At 62.1% G+C, this 16,511-nt stretch carries 14 protein-coding genes; 6 read left to right on the top strand and 8 right to left on the bottom strand.

The window, feature by feature from the left end:
- Window positions 1-162 precede the first annotated feature (162 nt).
- Genes RO069_RS09925 through RO069_RS09905 form a run of 5 tightly spaced genes read left to right on the top strand, consistent with a single transcriptional unit; the run spans window position 163 to window position 4,807 of the window.
- On the top strand, window positions 163-936 hold the full coding sequence (locus RO069_RS09925; RefSeq protein ID WP_328187172.1) for an ABC transporter ATP-binding protein: 774 nt from the start codon (window positions 163-165) through the stop codon (window positions 934-936).
- Window positions 926-1,645 carry an ABC transporter ATP-binding protein gene (locus RO069_RS09920; RefSeq protein WP_328187170.1) on the top strand — a complete coding sequence of 240 codons (720 nt, stop codon included), beginning with the start codon at window positions 926-928 and terminating at the stop codon, window positions 1,643-1,645. The genes RO069_RS09925 and RO069_RS09920 overlap by 11 nt, the downstream gene beginning before the upstream one ends.
- Window positions 1,646-1,696: 51 nt before the next feature.
- Complete coding sequence (locus RO069_RS09915) at window positions 1,697-2,917, top strand: ABC transporter substrate-binding protein (RefSeq protein ID WP_328187168.1); 1,221 nt, start codon at window positions 1,697-1,699, stop codon at window positions 2,915-2,917.
- Window positions 2,918-2,967: 50 nt separating this feature from the next.
- Window positions 2,968-3,858: a branched-chain amino acid ABC transporter permease gene (locus RO069_RS09910; protein WP_328187337.1), complete on the top strand. Its 891-nt coding sequence runs from the start codon at window positions 2,968-2,970 to the stop codon at window positions 3,856-3,858.
- Between the two features lie 4 nt (window positions 3,859-3,862).
- On the top strand, window positions 3,863-4,807 hold the full coding sequence (locus RO069_RS09905; protein WP_328187166.1) for a branched-chain amino acid ABC transporter permease: 945 nt from the start codon (window positions 3,863-3,865) through the stop codon (window positions 4,805-4,807).
- 12 nt (window positions 4,808-4,819) lie between these two features.
- On the opposite strand, the gene RO069_RS09900 is transcribed toward RO069_RS09905, so the two are convergent.
- From RO069_RS09900 to RO069_RS09880, 5 genes are read right to left on the bottom strand one after another with little or no spacing between them, the layout of a single operon-like run.
- Window positions 4,820-5,827 carry an Ldh family oxidoreductase gene (locus tag RO069_RS09900; RefSeq protein WP_328187164.1) on the bottom strand — a complete coding sequence of 336 codons (1,008 nt, stop codon included), beginning with the start codon at window positions 5,825-5,827 and terminating at the stop codon, window positions 4,820-4,822.
- A gap of 36 nt (window positions 5,828-5,863) precedes the next feature.
- Window positions 5,864-6,475 (bottom strand): condensin complex protein MksE, encoded by a 612-nt coding sequence (locus RO069_RS09895; RefSeq protein ID WP_328187162.1) that lies wholly within the window; start codon window positions 6,473-6,475, stop codon window positions 5,864-5,866.
- The gene (locus RO069_RS09890; protein WP_328187161.1) at window positions 6,462-7,892 is read right to left on the bottom strand and encodes a hypothetical protein; all 1,431 of its coding nucleotides are present in this window, start codon (window positions 7,890-7,892) and stop codon (window positions 6,462-6,464) included. Before RO069_RS09890 ends, RO069_RS09895 begins: the two co-directional genes overlap by 14 nt.
- Window positions 7,885-10,827, bottom strand: a complete 2,943-nt coding sequence (locus RO069_RS09885) for a hypothetical protein (RefSeq protein ID WP_328187160.1) — start codon at window positions 10,825-10,827, stop codon at window positions 7,885-7,887. The genes RO069_RS09890 and RO069_RS09885 overlap by 8 nt, the downstream gene beginning before the upstream one ends.
- On the bottom strand, window positions 10,802-11,602 hold the full coding sequence (locus tag RO069_RS09880; protein ID WP_328187159.1) for a Wadjet anti-phage system protein JetD domain-containing protein: 801 nt from the start codon (window positions 11,600-11,602) through the stop codon (window positions 10,802-10,804). The genes RO069_RS09885 and RO069_RS09880 overlap by 26 nt, the downstream gene beginning before the upstream one ends.
- An 80-nt stretch (window positions 11,603-11,682) precedes the next feature.
- Between RO069_RS09880 and RO069_RS09875 the strand changes: the two genes are divergently transcribed.
- Window positions 11,683-12,429 carry an SDR family oxidoreductase gene (locus RO069_RS09875; RefSeq protein ID WP_328187157.1) on the top strand — a complete coding sequence of 249 codons (747 nt, stop codon included), beginning with the start codon at window positions 11,683-11,685 and terminating at the stop codon, window positions 12,427-12,429.
- Window positions 12,430-12,466: 37 nt separating this feature from the next.
- Here the strand turns inward: RO069_RS09875 and RO069_RS09870 are convergent, their stop codons facing one another.
- From RO069_RS09870 to RO069_RS09860, 3 genes are all read right to left on the bottom strand, one after another.
- Window positions 12,467-13,333, bottom strand: coding sequence for an ABC transporter substrate-binding protein (locus RO069_RS09870; protein WP_328187155.1), 867 nt, complete (start codon window positions 13,331-13,333; stop codon window positions 12,467-12,469).
- A 14-nt stretch (window positions 13,334-13,347) separates the two neighbouring features.
- Window positions 13,348-15,372, bottom strand: a complete 2,025-nt coding sequence (locus RO069_RS09865; protein WP_328187153.1) for a TonB-dependent receptor domain-containing protein — start codon at window positions 15,370-15,372, stop codon at window positions 13,348-13,350.
- Window positions 15,373-15,500: 128 nt separating this feature from the next.
- Window positions 15,501-16,433: a LysR family transcriptional regulator gene (locus tag RO069_RS09860; protein ID WP_328187152.1), complete on the bottom strand. Its 933-nt coding sequence runs from the start codon at window positions 16,431-16,433 to the stop codon at window positions 15,501-15,503.
- Window positions 16,434-16,511 lie beyond the last annotated feature (78 nt).

Raw genomic sequence — 16,511 nt, 5'->3', positions numbered from 1 at the left:
ATTCAGGAATCCGTCCTGATCGCGTCTTGCTGTGTTCGAAAATCCGCCGTCACAGCTATCGGAAACATCCGGTATGGCCAATAATAAAAACACCCCACTGCCCGCCTGGCCAGGCAAGCAGCCGTCAGGCAAGCAATAGTGGGGCAGACAGGGTGACGATCCGTGAGTGAAAACCAGCCTGATTCATCCGTAATCCTTGAAACCCGGGGCCTGACCAAGGACTTCAAGGGATTCAAGGCCATTGAAGACATCAATGTGCAGGTGCAGACCGGGCACATCCACGCGTTGATCGGTCCCAACGGGGCCGGCAAGACCACGTTCTTCAACCTGCTGACCAAGTTCCTGACACCCACTTCCGGCAGGATTCTCTACGACGGTAACGACATTACGCGACACCGCCCGGCGGATATCGCCCAGCACGGCCTGATACGTTCGTTCCAGATCTCGGCGGTGTTTCCGCACCTGTCCGCCCGGGAGAACGTACGCATCGCCCTGCAACGGAAGCTGGGGGTGTCCTACCAGTTCTGGCGATCCATCCGGATACTCGACCAGCTCAACGAGGAAGCCCAGCACCTGCTGGAACAGGTGGGCCTAGGGGACTTCGGTGACACCCCGGCGGTGGAGCTGGCCTATGGTCGTAAACGGGCCCTGGAAATCGCCACCACCATCGCCCTGAAACCGCGCCTGATGCTGCTGGACGAACCCACCCAGGGCATGAGCGCCGAGGATGTCGGCACGGTCACCGACCTGATCCGCGAGGTGGTGAAAGACCGCACCATCGTCATGGTGGAACACAACCTCAATGTGGTCTCAACGCTTGCCGACCGCATTACCGTACTCAACCGGGGGCAGGTGCTGGCCGAGGGTGACTACGAGGCCGTGTCCACCAACCCTGCCGTGATGGAAGCCTACATGGGGACCACCGATGCCGCCTGAGAACGCCAGAGAGCTGCTGAAGATCGAGAACCTGCACGCCTGGTATGGCGAGTCCCACATCCTCCATGGCCTGGAACTGACCGTACACGAGGGTGAAGTCATCACCCTGCTGGGGCGCAACGGCTCCGGTCGCAGCACCACCCTGAAGGCCATCCTGGGGCTGGTGGGCAAGCGTACCGGATCCATCCGGGTCAACGGTACTGAACTGATCAACCTGCCCACCCACCAGATCGCCCGGGTCGGCAAACTGGGTTACTGCCCGGAAGAGCGGGGCATCTATGCCTCCCTCAACGTGGACGAGAACCTGGTGTTGCCACCAGTGATTGCAGAGGGCGGCCTGTCCGTCGACGAGATCTACCAGATGTTCCCGAACCTGAAGGAACGTCGCAAGAGCCAGGGCTCCAAGCTCTCCGGTGGCGAGCAGCAGATGCTGGCCATTGCCCGCATCCTGCGTACCGGGGCCACCTTACTGCTGCTGGACGAGATCACTGAAGGGCTGGCGCCGGTCATCCTCAAGTCCCTGGACGATGTGATCCGCAAGCTTCGGGCCCGGGGCTTTACCATCATCCTGGTGGAACAGAACTTCCGCTTCGCGGCACCGCTGGCGGACCGGCATTACGTGATTGAGCACGGGCGCGTGGTGGAACAGATCGCCGCCGACGAGCTTGACGCCAAACAGGACCAGTTGAACAGGCACCTGAGTGTCTGATCAAAGGTGAGGGACACGCCCCCACCCAATACAACAAGAAGGGGAAACAACATGCTCAAGAACTGGAAGACAGGACTCACCACCGTGGCCGCTGCCGCTGCGGTGTCACTTCCCATGACCGCCAGCGCGGAGCTGTCGGACGAGGTACTGAAGATCGGCGTCCTCAGCGACATGTCCGGTGTCTACAAGACCCTGGAGGGTCCCGGCGCCGTGGTTGCCGCGGAGATGGCCGTTGAGGATTTCGGCGGCTCCATCATGGGCACACCCATCGAGATTGTCTCGGCGGACCACCAGAACAAGGCGGATATCGCCGCCAGCACCGCCCGGGAGTGGATTGACGATGACCAGGTGGACATGCTGACGGCCCTGGACAACTCGTCCGTGGCCCTGGCGGTCCAGGGGCTGGCCGAGGAACGCAAGGTGATCACCATGAACACCGGCGCCGGCACCACCGCACTGACCGAGGAGCAGTGCACGCCCTATGGCATTCACTATGTCTACGACACCCACGCCCTGCCGGTGGGCACGGCAACCGCCATGGTGAAGAACGGCGGCGAGAAGTGGTTCTTCCTCACCGCTGACTACGCCTTCGGCCACTCCCTGCGGGACAACACCGGCGCCGTGGTGAAGGAGCTGGGCGGCGAAGTGGTCGGCAGCATCGAGCACCCGCTGTCCACCAATGACTTCTCCTCCTACCTGCTGCAGGCCCAGTCCTCGGGGGCGGAAGTCATCGGCCTGGCCAACGCCGGCCAGGATACGGTCAATGCCATCAAGCAGGCCAACCAGTTCCAGATTGTGCAGGGCGGACAGAAACTGGCTGGCATGCTGGTGTTCATCACCGATGTGCACAGTATGGGCCTGGATATCGCCCAGGGTCTGCAGTTCACCACCGCTTTCGTCTGGAACCAGGACGAGGAGGCCCTGGAGTGGTCCAACCGCTTCTATGAGCGCCACGGCGCCATGCCCACCATGGTGCAGGCGGGGGTCTATTCCGCCGTCAGCAACTACCTGAAAGCCGTTGATGAGGTGGGCACCGACGACAGCGATGCGGTACGGGCAAAACTGGGTGAAATGGAGCTGAACGACTTCTTCGTGAAAAACGGCAAGATCGCCCCCAACGGCTCCATGCTGCACGACATGTTCCTGGTGGAAGTGAAGTCCCCGGACGAGTCCGACAGTGAATGGGACCTGCTTGAGGTGGTCTCCCGGATTCCGGCGGAACAGGCCTACATCACCATGGAAGAGACCAAGTGCGGCCTGGTTAATAAATAACCGGCAGCGTCGTTCATCAATAACAACAAGAGGGGATAACCGACGTGTCGATGCAGGTCATCCTGGCCCAGGCACTGCTGGGGCTGAACGTAGGTGTGTTCTACGCCATGCTGAGTCTTGGCCTGGCGGTGATATTCGGCCTGCTGAATATCATCAACTTCGCCCATGGCGCCATGTACATGCTGGGGGCGTTCGTCGCACTGATCGGTTATTCCTACCTGGAACAATGGTTTGGTATCAGCCTGCAGATCGGCTTCTGGGGGTCGCTGATTGTGGCGCCCCTGGTGGTCGGCCTGCTGGGCATTCTCATCGAGCGCACCATGCTCAAGCGGCTGGCGGACCTGGACCATATCTACGGCCTGCTGCTGACCTTTGGTATCACCCTGATCCTGCAGGGACTGTTTGCCAACTATTTCAACGTCTCCGGCACCCCTTACCCGGGCCAGCCGGAAGTGCTTGGCGGCGTGCTCAACCTGGGGTTCATGTTCTTCCCCACCTACCGCATGTTCGCCATCGTCTTCTCCCTGGTGGTGTGCTTTGCCACCTGGTACGTCATCGAACACACACGACTGGGGTCACGATTACGGGCGGGCGTCGAGAACCCCCAACTCACCCAGGCCTTCGGCCTCAATGTCCCGCTGATGGTCACTCTCACCTTCGGCTTCGGCGCCGCCCTGGCGGGCCTGGCCGGTGTGCTGGCAGCACCCATCTACTCGGTCAGTCCGCTGATGGGGGCGGACCTGATCATCGTGGTGTTCGCGGTGGTGGTGATCGGCGGCATGGGTTCCATCATGGGGGCGATCCTGTCCGGGCTTGCCCTGGGGCTGGTGGAAGGCCTGACCAAGGTGTTCTACCCACCGGCGGCCAATACCGTGATTTTCTTCCTGATGGTGCTGGTGCTGCTGTTCCGCCCGGCCGGTCTGTTTGGCAAGGAGAAGTAACCTCATGATGAATAAAGTGCTGTTTGCCATCATGCTGGTACTGGGCCTGATTGCGCCGTTCCTGGCCTACCCCGTGTTTGTCATGGACCTGCTGTGCTTCGCCCTGTTCGCCTGTGCCTTCAACCTGTTGCTGGGTTACGCCGGGTTGCTGTCCTTTGGTCATGCCGCCTTCTTTGGCGGTGCCGCCTACATTGCCGGCCATGCCCTCAAGGTGTGGGGGTTCCCGCCGCTGCTGGGCATCCTCGCCGGTACCGGCTTTGCCTTCCTGATCGGGGCGGTGTTCGGCTTCCTGGCCATCCGCCGCCAGGGTATCTATTTCGCCATGGTCACCCTGGCCCTGGCCCAGATCATCTACTTCCTGTGCCTGCAACTGCCATTCACCGGTGGCGAGAACGGGCTCCAGGGCATTCCCCGGGGCAAGCTGTTCGGGCTGATCGACCTGGGCAACGAGATCAGCATGTACTACCTGGTGTTCGCCATCTTCCTGGTGGGTTTCGGCATTATCTACCGGACCATTCACTCGCCCTTCGGGGAGGTGCTGCAGGCCATCCGGGAAAACGAATCCCGGGCCCTGTCCCTGGGGTACGACGTGGACCGCTTCAAGCTGCTGGCGTTCGTGCTATCGGCCACCATGGCGGGACTGGCGGGGTCCACCAAGGCGCTGGTGTTCCAGTTTGCCTCCCTCACCGCCGCCCACTGGCAGACCTCCGGCGAGGTCATACTGATGACGCTGGTGGGCGGCCTGGGCACGGTGTTCGGCCCGGTCCTGGGGGCCATTACCGTGGCCACCCTCACCCATGAGCTGGGTTCCTTCGGCTCCTGGGTACAGGTGATCCTGGGCACTATCTTCGTGGTGGTGGTACTGGTCTTTCGCCGGGGCATTATCGGTGAGATCCATCATCGGCTGGAGCGGCGCAAGGCAGCCCGGGCGGCCGCCGACAACGAGTAACAGATCCCGACCTCAGTTCACCAGTCCTTTCAGGTAGGCCAGGTCGTCCTCGTTGATGGCAACCCCCAGCTGTTCTGCCTCCGCCCGCTGCCGGTAACGGCGATCCCCGGGCTGGCGCTGCTGGCCGGCATCCACCATGGCCTGCACCAGGGTCTCGGTGCGATCGGCAAAGTTGCTGCCAGCGCCCCGGGCCGGATCGATCACGATGATCAGCTCCCCGGTCCAGGGCGTCTTTGCCCCCGGGTGGCCCGACCAGTCGAACTCGAAGGAAAAGTTGCCGCCGGTCAGGGCCGCCGCCAGTAATTCCACCATCATGGACAGGGCCGAACCCTTGTAGCCGCCGAAAGGCAGCAGGGCGCCACCGTCCAGGATCCGTTGCGGATCACGGGTGGGCTGCCCGTCGGCGTCCACCCCATAGCCTTCCGGCAGGGTTTTCCCCTCCTTCGCGGCAATCTGCACATCACCATGGGCAATGGCACTGGTGGCCAGGTCGAACACCAGTGGGTCATGGCCACTGCGGGGTGCCGCAAAACTGATGGGGTTGGTGCCGAACAACGGCTTGCGCCCACCCGCCGGCACCACGCAGGCCATGCTGTTGACCAACGCCAGGGCCACCAGCCCCTCCCGGGCAAAGGGCTCCACGTCCGGCCAGAGCGCGGCGAAATGATGAGAGTTGCGGATGGCCATCAGGGCAATGCCGTTTTCCCGCACTTTCTCCATCAGCAACCCTCGACCGGCTTCCAGTGCCGGCTGGGCAAAGCCGTTACCGGCGTCCACCGCCACAAAACCCGGGGCGCAATCCTCCACCCTCGGTTCGGCTCTGCCGTCCACCCAGCCACTGGCCAACGTGGACAGGTAGCCGGGAATGCGGAACACACCGTGACTGTCGGAGCCATCCCGCTGGGCGCTGGCACAATTGCGTGCCAACACCCTGGCCGTCGCGGCGGATGTTCCGTGTTTGAGGAATACCCGCTCAAGCAGCGAGACCAGTTCCTCAAAGGCGATTCTGGTTTCCGACATACCATTCTCCCATCAGGGTTTCCGACACCAGGGATGCTATAACCGCGTCCCGTCCTCGTATTCCCGAACCAGTTCCGCCAGGAAATGCATACCCGCCGAGCTCAGGAAGTAGCGATCAGCCCCGGACCTGAACACCAGGTTGCGTTTGTCCAGGTAGTCCATGGCTTCGGGCAGGCCCTTCTCGAAACGGGCTGCCCGCAGGATATCCCGGTACTCCTCGTCGGCATCCATAGTGCTCAGGTCGTCGTCTTTCAGGCCGGCGTCGGGCCGACCCAGATAGTCCAGGTCACGACCACTGCGGGCGAAGTAACGACCGATCAGCAGCAGGACCACCTGCACCCGGAAGGCATTCTCGTCATGTTCCTCATTGTCATCATCGCTGCTCTCCCGCAGGTAGAAGAAGGCACCGGTCTCGTTAAATACCAGTTCGCTGCCCAGGTGCTCGTAAAGGGTCCGGAAGTGGGACAGGTGGTTGTAGATCAGGTTGTACAGGGGGTTGGCCACCAGCTCGGAACGGTTGGCGTCCCAGATTTCCCGCACGATCACCCGACCGGCCTGGAACTCCCGGTACACGGCGGCGCTGCGGGCCGGCAGTATGTCGTCGAAGCTGTTGCTGGCTTCCCGCTGGGGGCTTTCAGTTGGTTCCATTGTCGGTCTCGCTCGCTGGTTCCAGGCGTCGTTTGCGGTAGATGAAGTGGTCATCCGGGGTGGCGGAATCCTGCGCCGGGGCGAGGGCACGGAAGCGGTTGGTGGTGACCACCCGAAAGCCCGCCGGCGGCGTGTTGACCAGTCGGTTCAGGGCGGCCAGCAGGTCGGGAAAGCGGTAGCCTTCAATAAAGCCGTCCAGGCGGCCGTGCAGCTCCCGCACCAGGTCGTTGGTGGGGCGCAGCTGCAGGGTTTCCAGCCATTGATAGAGCTGGTGGATTCGCTGGACGTCTACCCGTGTATCACGGCCGCTGCCCGCCACTTCCTGAAGCACCGGCACATCCGCCTTGCGCCTCAGGTCCGCCAGCCTCAGTTCCAGTTCGCTGAACAGCAGCTGGTAGTAGCTCGTCGAGGCGCCAAAGGCGTAATGCTTGGGCCGCGCCTGGGCCCGCAATCCCATAAGGAAGCCGGTGCTACGGGCAAAGTCGCCGCCCTCCAGCCACTTGCGACGCAGACTGAGGGTTTCGGTTTCACCCTTCAGCTCCCGCAGCTGGCCGAAGAAGTGCTCCATGGCGTTGTACTGCACCATGCCCCGGCGGGTCTTGCGCAGAAAGTGCTCCACCTCCTGCGCCACCGCCTGGATCGGCTTGTACAGGGCATTGAGGCTCAGGGAAGATCGGAACATCTGGTCCGCCAGGCTCATTTGCCCGTTCACTTCCAGTTGCTTCACCATGGCCTCAAGTGTCTCAAACAGGTTGGTGCCGTCCGGCAGCCGGGTGTCCGGGTTGAGGAACACCAGGGTGGGCTTGATGTGCCGGTCGTAGAGGGTAACGATCTGCTCGAACAAATCCCGGCGGAAAGCTACGTACTTTTCCGGCACCCGGCTGGCATCGCCGGACATGTCCGCCAGCTGGGTGCTGATGGTCTGCATGCGAAGCACGTTCTGGCGCAGCAGGCCGATCAGCTGGCTGACCCGCTCGTTCAGGTCGTCCCGGAGCTCGGTGAAATCCGGATCTGCCTCGCTGAAGCTGGCGTTTTCGAACCGGTCCCGCACGTCCCGCAGGGTCACCAGATGGCCCCGCAGGCGGGCATCGGTCAGTTCCTGGTAGAGCGAGGCGTTGCAGGCCCGCATCAGATTGATCAGGGCATCCTGCAGTACCAGTCGCCGCTCCCCTTCCGCCTTGATGATGTCGATCACCAGGCCGGTGCGGAACAGGTTGTCGGTGTTCAGGGCCAGTCGGATTCGGTCCTGGTCGGCCCGGCCAAGGGTTCGGGAATAGGCCATTACCTCGTTGATCAGATCACTCTCGCGGATGTAACGGGCCTCGTTACGATCCATGCGCTCGATCAGGCGGAACAGGATTTTCGGGTGTTCGAACAGCAGCCGGGTGGTATCCAGGGTGCTGAAACGCTTACTCATCCGACCACTCCAGCAGGGTATTCTGGGTCTGGTCCGCCCAGTGACTCAGGGGCTCGCCCCCCGTGAAGCCTTCCGCCCCGCCCCAGAACACCAGGGTGCGCTGTGGGCTGTAAGGCCTGGCAGTACGCATCTGCCCCACTTCCAGGTGCCGCCCCACCAGGTAGATCACCTCCGCACTGGCGCTGTGGGTGGCGGCGGAGAACAGGTTGAAGCCCTGCTCCCGCAGCCGGTCCAGCAGCGAGGGCACCTGACTGATATCGACACTGGCCAGCTCGTCCAGCACCATCGGAAACGACAGCTGCACGCCCGGATAGAGCACCCGCCGCAGCAGGCGATACACCAGTTCCAGGTTGATCAGGGCGGTGGTGGAGGTGGACTGGCCCTTCCTGTCCAGGGTGCTGGCGTTCTCCTTGCGGGTGCGATAGGAAATGCCAGTGATCACCCGGTCCATGGTCAGCCGCTGGCTGCCGCCCTGGTCACCGAAGAACTCCGCCACGAACACCCGCAGGCGATCGTAGAAGGCATCGGACTGCAGCTGGTTGCCATACGGGTCAATGTTGTTGGCTTCCTCCACCAGGTTTCGGAAGCGGGGGTCGGTGTGGATGTCCACCCGGATTTCCACCAGGTCGTTGATGCGCACGCCGTCCAGCTCCCGATTCAGTTGGGCTTCAAAACGGCTGATATGTTCGTGGTTGCTCTTGAGGGCCTGGCGGTAGCTGGCCACGGTTTCGTTGTGGATGGCGATCTGCTCTTCCAGCACCGTCCAGCGTTCAGTCATGGCCGCGAACATGTCGGACAGGGCCTTGACGATGTCGCGGATAACCGCCGACGACGGGCTGTCCTTCTGCAGTTCGCCGTCGGCATCGTCGTAGACATCCTGGTAGACGAACTGCCGCAGGTGATCGAGGATGCCCAGCCGCAGTTTTTCCAGGTCGTCCAGCCGGGCCTGCAGGTCATCAAAGGCCGCTACAGAGATCCGCTCAGGCGGTAGCGGCGCCTCCGCGGTGGCGCTTTTAAGGTGCTGGAAGCGGTGCTCCACCGTGGCCACACTGCGGTTCACGGTGATCAGTTCGTTCTCCCGTTCCTCGATACGGTCCTTTTCGGCCCTGGCCTTGTTGACCTTCTGCTGCACAGCCTCGAACTTTTCCTGCTCCAGGCGCGCCTGTTCGTCCACTTTCGCCAGGGCTTCCTCTCCCGCCTCCTTGTCCCGAGTCGCGTCACGGATGCTGGTGGCCGCTGACGGGTAGCGTTCCCAGGTCTCCAGGTCCTTCTCCAGAGCCTTGATCTCTTTTTCCGTGGCGGCAATCACCTGTGGCCGGTTTTCCGCCTGATTGCCAGTATCGCTCAGCTCAGTCTGTTCCCGCTCCAGGGCGTTGCGCTCCCCCTGCAGTCGACGGCCCTCGGCGGCAAAGTCCTGTTGCCGCGCGGGTTGGGACGGGTATTCCACATCAAACCAGTCATGGCCCCGGTCGGTGGTTTCAAACAGACGGGAGAAGGCTTCGATGGTGGCCTTGGTGTCGCTGTCCAGGGTCTCCCCCGGGCTGGCCATCACCAGGCGGGGGTCGACGGCTCGCAGGGGCGCGACCACGGTGTCATCCAGCTGGTTCTGCAACTGCCACTGCTGCTTGCTTTCTCGCTCGCCCAGCTGCGTCAGCTTGCGGTCGATGATGTCCAACTCGCTGCGTATCTGCTGGAGACGGACCTCGGCCTGTGCGGCACTTTTCAGAGCCTTCAGGTGACCGCGCTTGCGCTCGAGGTCTTCCTTGAGGACCTCGCCGATCTCCTGCAGGGTCATATCGCCGTATTGAGAGACCAGCAACTCCCCTTCCCGCTGGTTCTGCTCGGCGCGCTTGAGGGTCCGGTCCGCGGATTTCAGCTCGCCCTTCAGGCTGTTGGCCTCCTGCTCCATCCGTTTCAGCGACTGGACCACATGCTTGAGGGTGTCGTTCTGCTCATGCCAGGCAGTGGCGGCCTTTGCCCGCTGCTGACCGATGTCCCTGAGGGCATCCTGCAACCCGTCCCGGAAGGCGGCGAAATCCTGCTGGCTGCGCAGCAGGCTCTGGTAGTGCTCGTAATCCCGGCTCAGGCGCTCGAAGCGGGGGCGCTCCTTCTCGATCCGGTTGAGCTGCACCTGTTGCTGCTTGAGTTCATCGTGACGGCTGAGGAACTGGTCGATATTGAAATCGAAGGCGTCGTCGGCGAACTTCTTGTCCGCCTCGATGATGCTGGCGACGGCATTGGCCATGGCCTGGTCATCGGCCTTCATTTCGAACAGCAGCAGGATCAGCGTGCGCAGGGACTGCACCCGGCGCTCGTCGGACTCGCCGAGGGGAAGCACGGAATAGCGCACGGTGTCGGCGTTCATTAGCTCGCTGTTGTAGAGCATCGACTTGAGCTTGCCAGGGTCACTGGTGAACACGGTATCCCGGGACAGCTTCTTGAGGGCGTCGGACAGGCGGCTGAAGGACAGCTCCGGCACCGCCTCACCGATACCCTCCGGGTCGTCGCCGTTCCAGAACAGCGGCCGCAGCTGGTCGTAGGAGGCGGGCACGAACACCCGGCCGTAACTGAGCTGGCTGCTCTGATCCCGGTAGAGGATCTGGCAGTGGACGCCGGCCGGGTTTTCCGCCTCCATGATCAGGAAGCTGAACTGACTGGGGAAATAATGCTGATAGCTTTCCTCATTGGTATAGAAGCTGCCGGCACTGGCGTTGCGGAAGGCGAACTTCTTGCGGCTGTTACGGAAGTTGTTCTCCGGCAGCAGGAACAGGCGCAGGGAATTCAACAGGCTGGACTTGCCCAGGTTGCCCGGCCCCAGGATCAGGGCATGGTTGTCCACCGGGATCTCGACGTAACAGAAGCCGGCGGAATCCACCAACACCAGGCGCCGGATACCGAAGGTGAAGGCGTTACTGCTCGCCAGAGTATCTGTCATCCAGAATGGTCTCCTGCTCCATGAACTTGCCGGTTACGCGAAAGGCCTCGGCGAGGCCGTCAAACCCCAGATCTTCCGCCAGGGTGATGGCCCTTGTAAACCGATGGGTACTGTCTGGCGTCTTTTTGCAGGCGGGATACCACGCGGACCAGTCCGGAGGTTGCACAAACCGGGCTTTATCACCCAGGGTCCGCCGTAGCGTGTTGAACATCTCCAGGCCACCGGCGTCGTAGTCGAAGGCGCAGTAGACGGCCTGGTACTGGTCGAGCCATTGGCGGCAGGCCGGGCGGGTGATACGGTTGCCGCCCCCGAGCACCACATCGCAGTCCGGCAGTGCCAGACCGGCTCCCAGGCACTGGGCCGCGAAAGCCAACATTTGCCGGTAATGAAAGAAGTTCTCTTCATTCTCCACCACCAGTACCTGCGCCGCTGGCCGAAAACCCGCATTGGTGCCATTATCCGAGCAAATCACTACCTCGGGGCGGTCGTCCACGGGTGGCTCATGGAACACCAACAGGAACGCATGCCCGGTGCCGTGGCGATGCGAGTCTCCCTGTCTCGCCGCGTGGGCCCGGTTCTGGGGAGTTTCAACCCTCGCTATAAGTTCGGCGAACAACTCCCTGTCGAGTACGTTCACCCGCCAACGGTTGGGGGCCACCTTCTCCGTCGCGAACAGCTTGCGGTGGTTGCGGGCCATATCGGCGGGCAGGACCTTGAGGAAAGCCTCGTAGTTCAGCGGTTGTCCCTGCACGATCTTGTTGAGGTAAGCTTTCATATCATTCCTGGTGTCCCGTCGCGTGCCCACAGTGTACAAAAGGGCCGGATACCTGACAGCAGAAACCTGCAGGAGACATCATGCGCAAGAATATCCTGATTACCGGCGCCAGTACCGGCCTGGGCGAGGGCATGGCCCGAAGCTGGGCGGCAAAGGGCTGTAACCTGGCCCTGTGCGCCCGCCGTACCGAAAAGCTGGTGCAGTTACAGAGTGAACTGCTGGCCAGCCATCCCGGCATCCAGGTGGTGGTGCGCCCACTGGACGTGTGCGACTACGACCGGGTGTTCCAGGTGTTCCGGGAGTTCCATGAGGAGCTGGGCACCCTGGACCGGGTGGTGGTGAATGCCGGCATGGGCAGCCAGTCGGCCGTTGGTCATGGTGACTTTGCCTCCAACCGGCAGACGGCGGAGACCAATTTCGTGGCCGCCATCGCCCAGTGCGAGGCTGCCATGGAAATCTTCCGGGTGCAGAACGCCGGGCACCTGGTACTGATGTCGTCGGTGAGCGGCGTCCGCGGTTTCCGGGGACCTTTCAACGTCTATGCGGCTACCAAGGCGGCGGTCGCGGCCCTGGCGGAAGGCCTGCAACTGGATACCCGGGACACGCCCATCCGGGTGACCAGCATACTGCCGGGCTATATCCTCACGGATATCAACCGGAGCGTGACCAACGCCCCCTTTCGAGTGGATCTGGAGACGGGGGTAAAAGCCCTGGTAAAGGCCATCGACAGCGAGAAACGCCGGGCCTATGTGCCCTGGTGGCCCTGGACACCGCTGAGTTATGTGCTCAAGGCGATGCCCTTTGGCCTGTTTTCCCGGGCCATGTAGTTCGGTTCACGAACAGGGAGCAACCCGGGCGTGTCCGTTACAGGGCGTCGACGATCTCCTGCACCTGCAGGCGAACGCTCTGCAGGCCGCCACCGGAGAGGTACCACAGGCGCGGGGACAGCACCGTCACCCTGATGTTCGCCGCCCCGGCAGCCGCCAGGTCGCTGCGAAGCTGGCCCACATCCAGTGCCCCGGCGCCAATGGCGGCACTGCGGTCCACCACGAACAGGTGCTCCGGGGCCATGTCAGCCAGTATCTCCGGTGTTACCGGGGTGAACACCCGGGTTCCACGGGTAACCGACTCGACACCATCCGGCACCGGCGGCTGTTCCAGGTCCAGCAACTGGAACACAACCGCCTCGTCCCGCAGTGAGAAGTTGCCATCGTTATGGGTGACCACCGCCACCTGCGGACTGCCGTCAATGCCGCTCCGTTGCTGGTCGACGAATGCCCAGAGTTCCTGCAGGCTTTCATTCGCGTCGTTGTAACGACCGTACAGGGTACCCAGACCCAGTACACGAACGTCGACCGCTTCACGGTAGTCGTCGCCCAGCAGGGATACATCCTGTACCGGTACGATCTCTTCCAGGGCCTCAAGGCTGTCGCCCTGACGACCGGTAACCAGCACCAGGTCCGGTGCCACGTCGGCTACTACATCCAGATCCGGGGTCTTCAGGTTGCCGGCATCGGGGCGGCCATCCGCGAGATCACCCAGGTAGTCCGGCAGTCCGGTCTTCGGCACCGCCAGGATCTTCTCCTCAAGACCCAGCTCCACCAGGGTATCGGTGGCACCGTGGTCAAAGCTGATCACCGTAGGGCCCGCAACCTCCTTTGACAGGGTGCTGCAACCCGAGAGGATTACCGTGCCCGCCAGGGCCAGTAAACAGGTTCGTATCGTGTTCATGGGGTTCTCCCGCTTCAGAAGTCGACCGTCAGGCCAAGGTTAACGCGACGGCCATCCAGTACGACGCCGTAGGTATCGTTGGTCACCTCTTTATCAGCCACATTGTAGAGGCCCGCCTTCACCCGCGCGCTATCGTTCAGCGCGTACACCATGCCGACATCCACAAAGGTATAGTCCGGCGTGCCATCTTCCATGCTGGTGCGGCTCAGGTAGTCGGTGGTTTCGCCCCGGTAGTTGGCGTCAAGCCACAGGTTCAGCCGGTTGGTGCTCTGCCAGTCCAGGCCGGCGTTGGCCATGTGTTTGGGAATCTTGTTGAGGGGCTCGCCCTCGAACTCGCCGGATTTCTGCTCGGAATCCGTATAGGTGTAACTGGAACTGAAGGTCAGTGCCGGCGTGATGCCATAGTCCAGGGACAGCTCCACACCCTGCATGGTGGCCTTGTCGATGTTGTCCCGGGTGCTCAGGAACAGGTAGTTGTTGCCCTGGTAGGCACACTGCCAGGTGGACGGATCGTTGCGGTCGCCGCCCGGATCGCAGAACCGGTCTTCGGCGATCTTGTCGTCAAATTCGGTGTAGAACACCATGGCACTGGCATCCAGGTCCGTGGCCAGGCTGTTGAACACGAAACCGGCTTCATAGCTGGTACTGGTTTCCGGCTCCAGGTCCTCGTTACCGATGATCAACGCCCGGGCGTGTGGAGCGGGAGACCCGCCACCGCCAGTGCCACGACCAAAACCTTCGGTGGCTTCCGGCAGACTGGGCTGCTTGTAACCGGTGGATACACCACCTTTCAGGGTCCACTCCGGCGTGACGTGGTAGTTGGCGTAGACACGGGGCGTCCAGTGGCCACCGAACAGCTCGTCGTCGTTATAGCGGATGCCGGTGGTGACGTTCAGGTCATCCAGCACAGACCACTCAACCTCGGCGAACAGGGCGCCGATCCAGCGGTCTACACTACGAGTGGCGATGGGAATATCGGTATCCAGCAGGCCATTGGTTTCATCGGTCAGGTCTTCGTATCGGTACTGGCCGCCGAAGGTCACGATATGCCGACCCAGCAGGGTGGTGCCCTGGGTATTGAAGGTGGTGATCTCCTCCCGCTTCTCCAGGTCCTGCTCACGCTCGGACACGTCGTGCTGCAGGTAGGTGTCCAGGGTCAGGTTGTCATAGGTGCCCTTGTGGCCGATCAGGTAGACATCCTTGTGGTAGGTGTAGGTGCTGGTATCGCTGTCTTCCGGGACACTGACGCCCGGATTATGGGTGTATTCCAGTTCCGCGGTGTTGTAACCCACCTCGATTTCATTCCGGTCGTCCGGCGTAAAGATCAGTTTGGCCCCACCCTGGCGGCGGTCGCTTTCCGGGGTGCTTTCGGCGTTGTCGTCACCACCGATGTAATGGCTCTCGTCGGTCCCCTGCCAGGAACCATCAAACTGCAGCCCCAGCAGGCCCGGCACGATGGCGCCGCTGGCGTAGGCACTGACCAGTTGCGAGTCTTCGTTCAGGTCACTGAGGGACTTGGTGTATTCGGTGGCGACCGAGCCGTGCCATTCCTCGGTGTTCTTCTTGGTAATGATGTTGACCACACCGCCCATGGCTTCGGAACCGTACAGGGACGACATGGGCCCACGAATCACCTCGATCCGCTCAATGGCCGAAATCGGCGGCAGGGCAATCTGCTTGCCACCATCGCTGCCGTTGGTGTTGATGTTCCGGCCCGCCGACACCGGGCGGCCATCCACCAGGTACAGGGTGTAGCCCTCGGTCATGCCGCGAATGGTGATGTCCCTGGCATTGCCACCACCGTTGACGTAGACGCCGGGAATGTTGCTTACGGCATCGGTAATGTCGGTGTAGGAATGCTTTTCCAGTTCCTCCGCCGGAATCACGGAAATGCTGGCCGGCGCATCCGAGATGTTCTGCTCGAAGCCGGAGGCCGTGACAACGATCTCGTCGAGCTCGGTGGATTCGGTCTGGGCCATGGCGGCTCCGGCGTTGGCCAGGGCCACCGCGGATGCCAGCAACGTCATACGGCGATGCATGGAAAACTCCTTGTGTCTGAATGGTTCACTGTTTTATTGCAGACCCGCATATGAATGCGAATCACTATCATTTGCAGCGAACATTAACACAAGGCCATCATCAACTGCGCGGTATGATGCGTTCCGTTTCATGGAACGATGGCGTCGGACACCCCTGATAGCGTCTGCCGCTTCCACTGCGCCGGCGTGGCGGACCGCACATTCTGCATGAACAGGCGGGTCCGCCTGGGCAGCATGCCGTGGGGGTAGAGCATACTGACCGGCAGCACCGGCCCCTGCCAGTCCGCCATACAGAGCTCAAAGGCCTCGGGGTGGGCCTGCAGGCGTTTTTCCGCCAGCCAGTGGGGGATCAGGCCGACCCCGCGACCGGCGGCAATGGCATCGCCCTGGACCGTGTACTGGTCGACACTGAACCGGCCGGCCCGGGGCATGATCGGATAGGGGCCGTGCACCGGGTGATTCAGTACCACGCCGGCGTTATCGGCTCCCAGCATGTCAATCCAGGCATGTTGGTCCAGGTCCGCCGGCGATTCCGGGCAGCCATGCTTGCTGTAATACGTCCGGCTGCCATACACCCCCTGGGTCAGGTGGCCCAGCAACTCGCACCGGAAATTGCCCTCCGGTGGCGCCCCCAGCCAGACGCAAACCCCTTCCACCAGTTCCTCAGGGGTGGTCCGCTGGGTCCGCACGGACACACTCAGGCCCGCGTGCTGGTCCCGGAAGCGCTCCACCATGCGGGCGAACCAGCCCCGCACGAAGGCTTCGTGGCAACAGAGCTCCAGTGTGCCGCTGACGCCCGCCCGCAGCTCATCCAGCGCATCGTGCCCCTGCGAGACCAGCTCCAGGATTTCATTGCTGTAGCGGTAGAACACCCTGCCGGCATCGTTGGGAAAGATACGCTTCGACTGCCGCAGCAGCAGGGGCTGGCCCACGGCCTCCTCCAACTGACGGATACGGCGACTGAGGGTGGACTTGGGCAGATCCAGGTCGCGGGTACTGGCGGTGAGGCTGCCGGTTTTCACCACGGAAACAAAGGCTTCCAGCTCTTTCAGGTCGTACATGACGGCGATCGTTCCAGGTTATGCAACAGGTCGTGCCAATCTATCAGCTTTATCAATTTAATGCGAACAATTATCATT

Source organism: Marinobacter sp. OP 3.4 (assembly GCF_036224885.1).
Lineage (GTDB): Bacteria > Pseudomonadota > Gammaproteobacteria > Pseudomonadales > Oleiphilaceae > Marinobacter.
The sequence above is the reverse complement of the archived record's forward strand: the minus strand, read 5'-3'. Positions and strand labels throughout refer to the sequence as shown.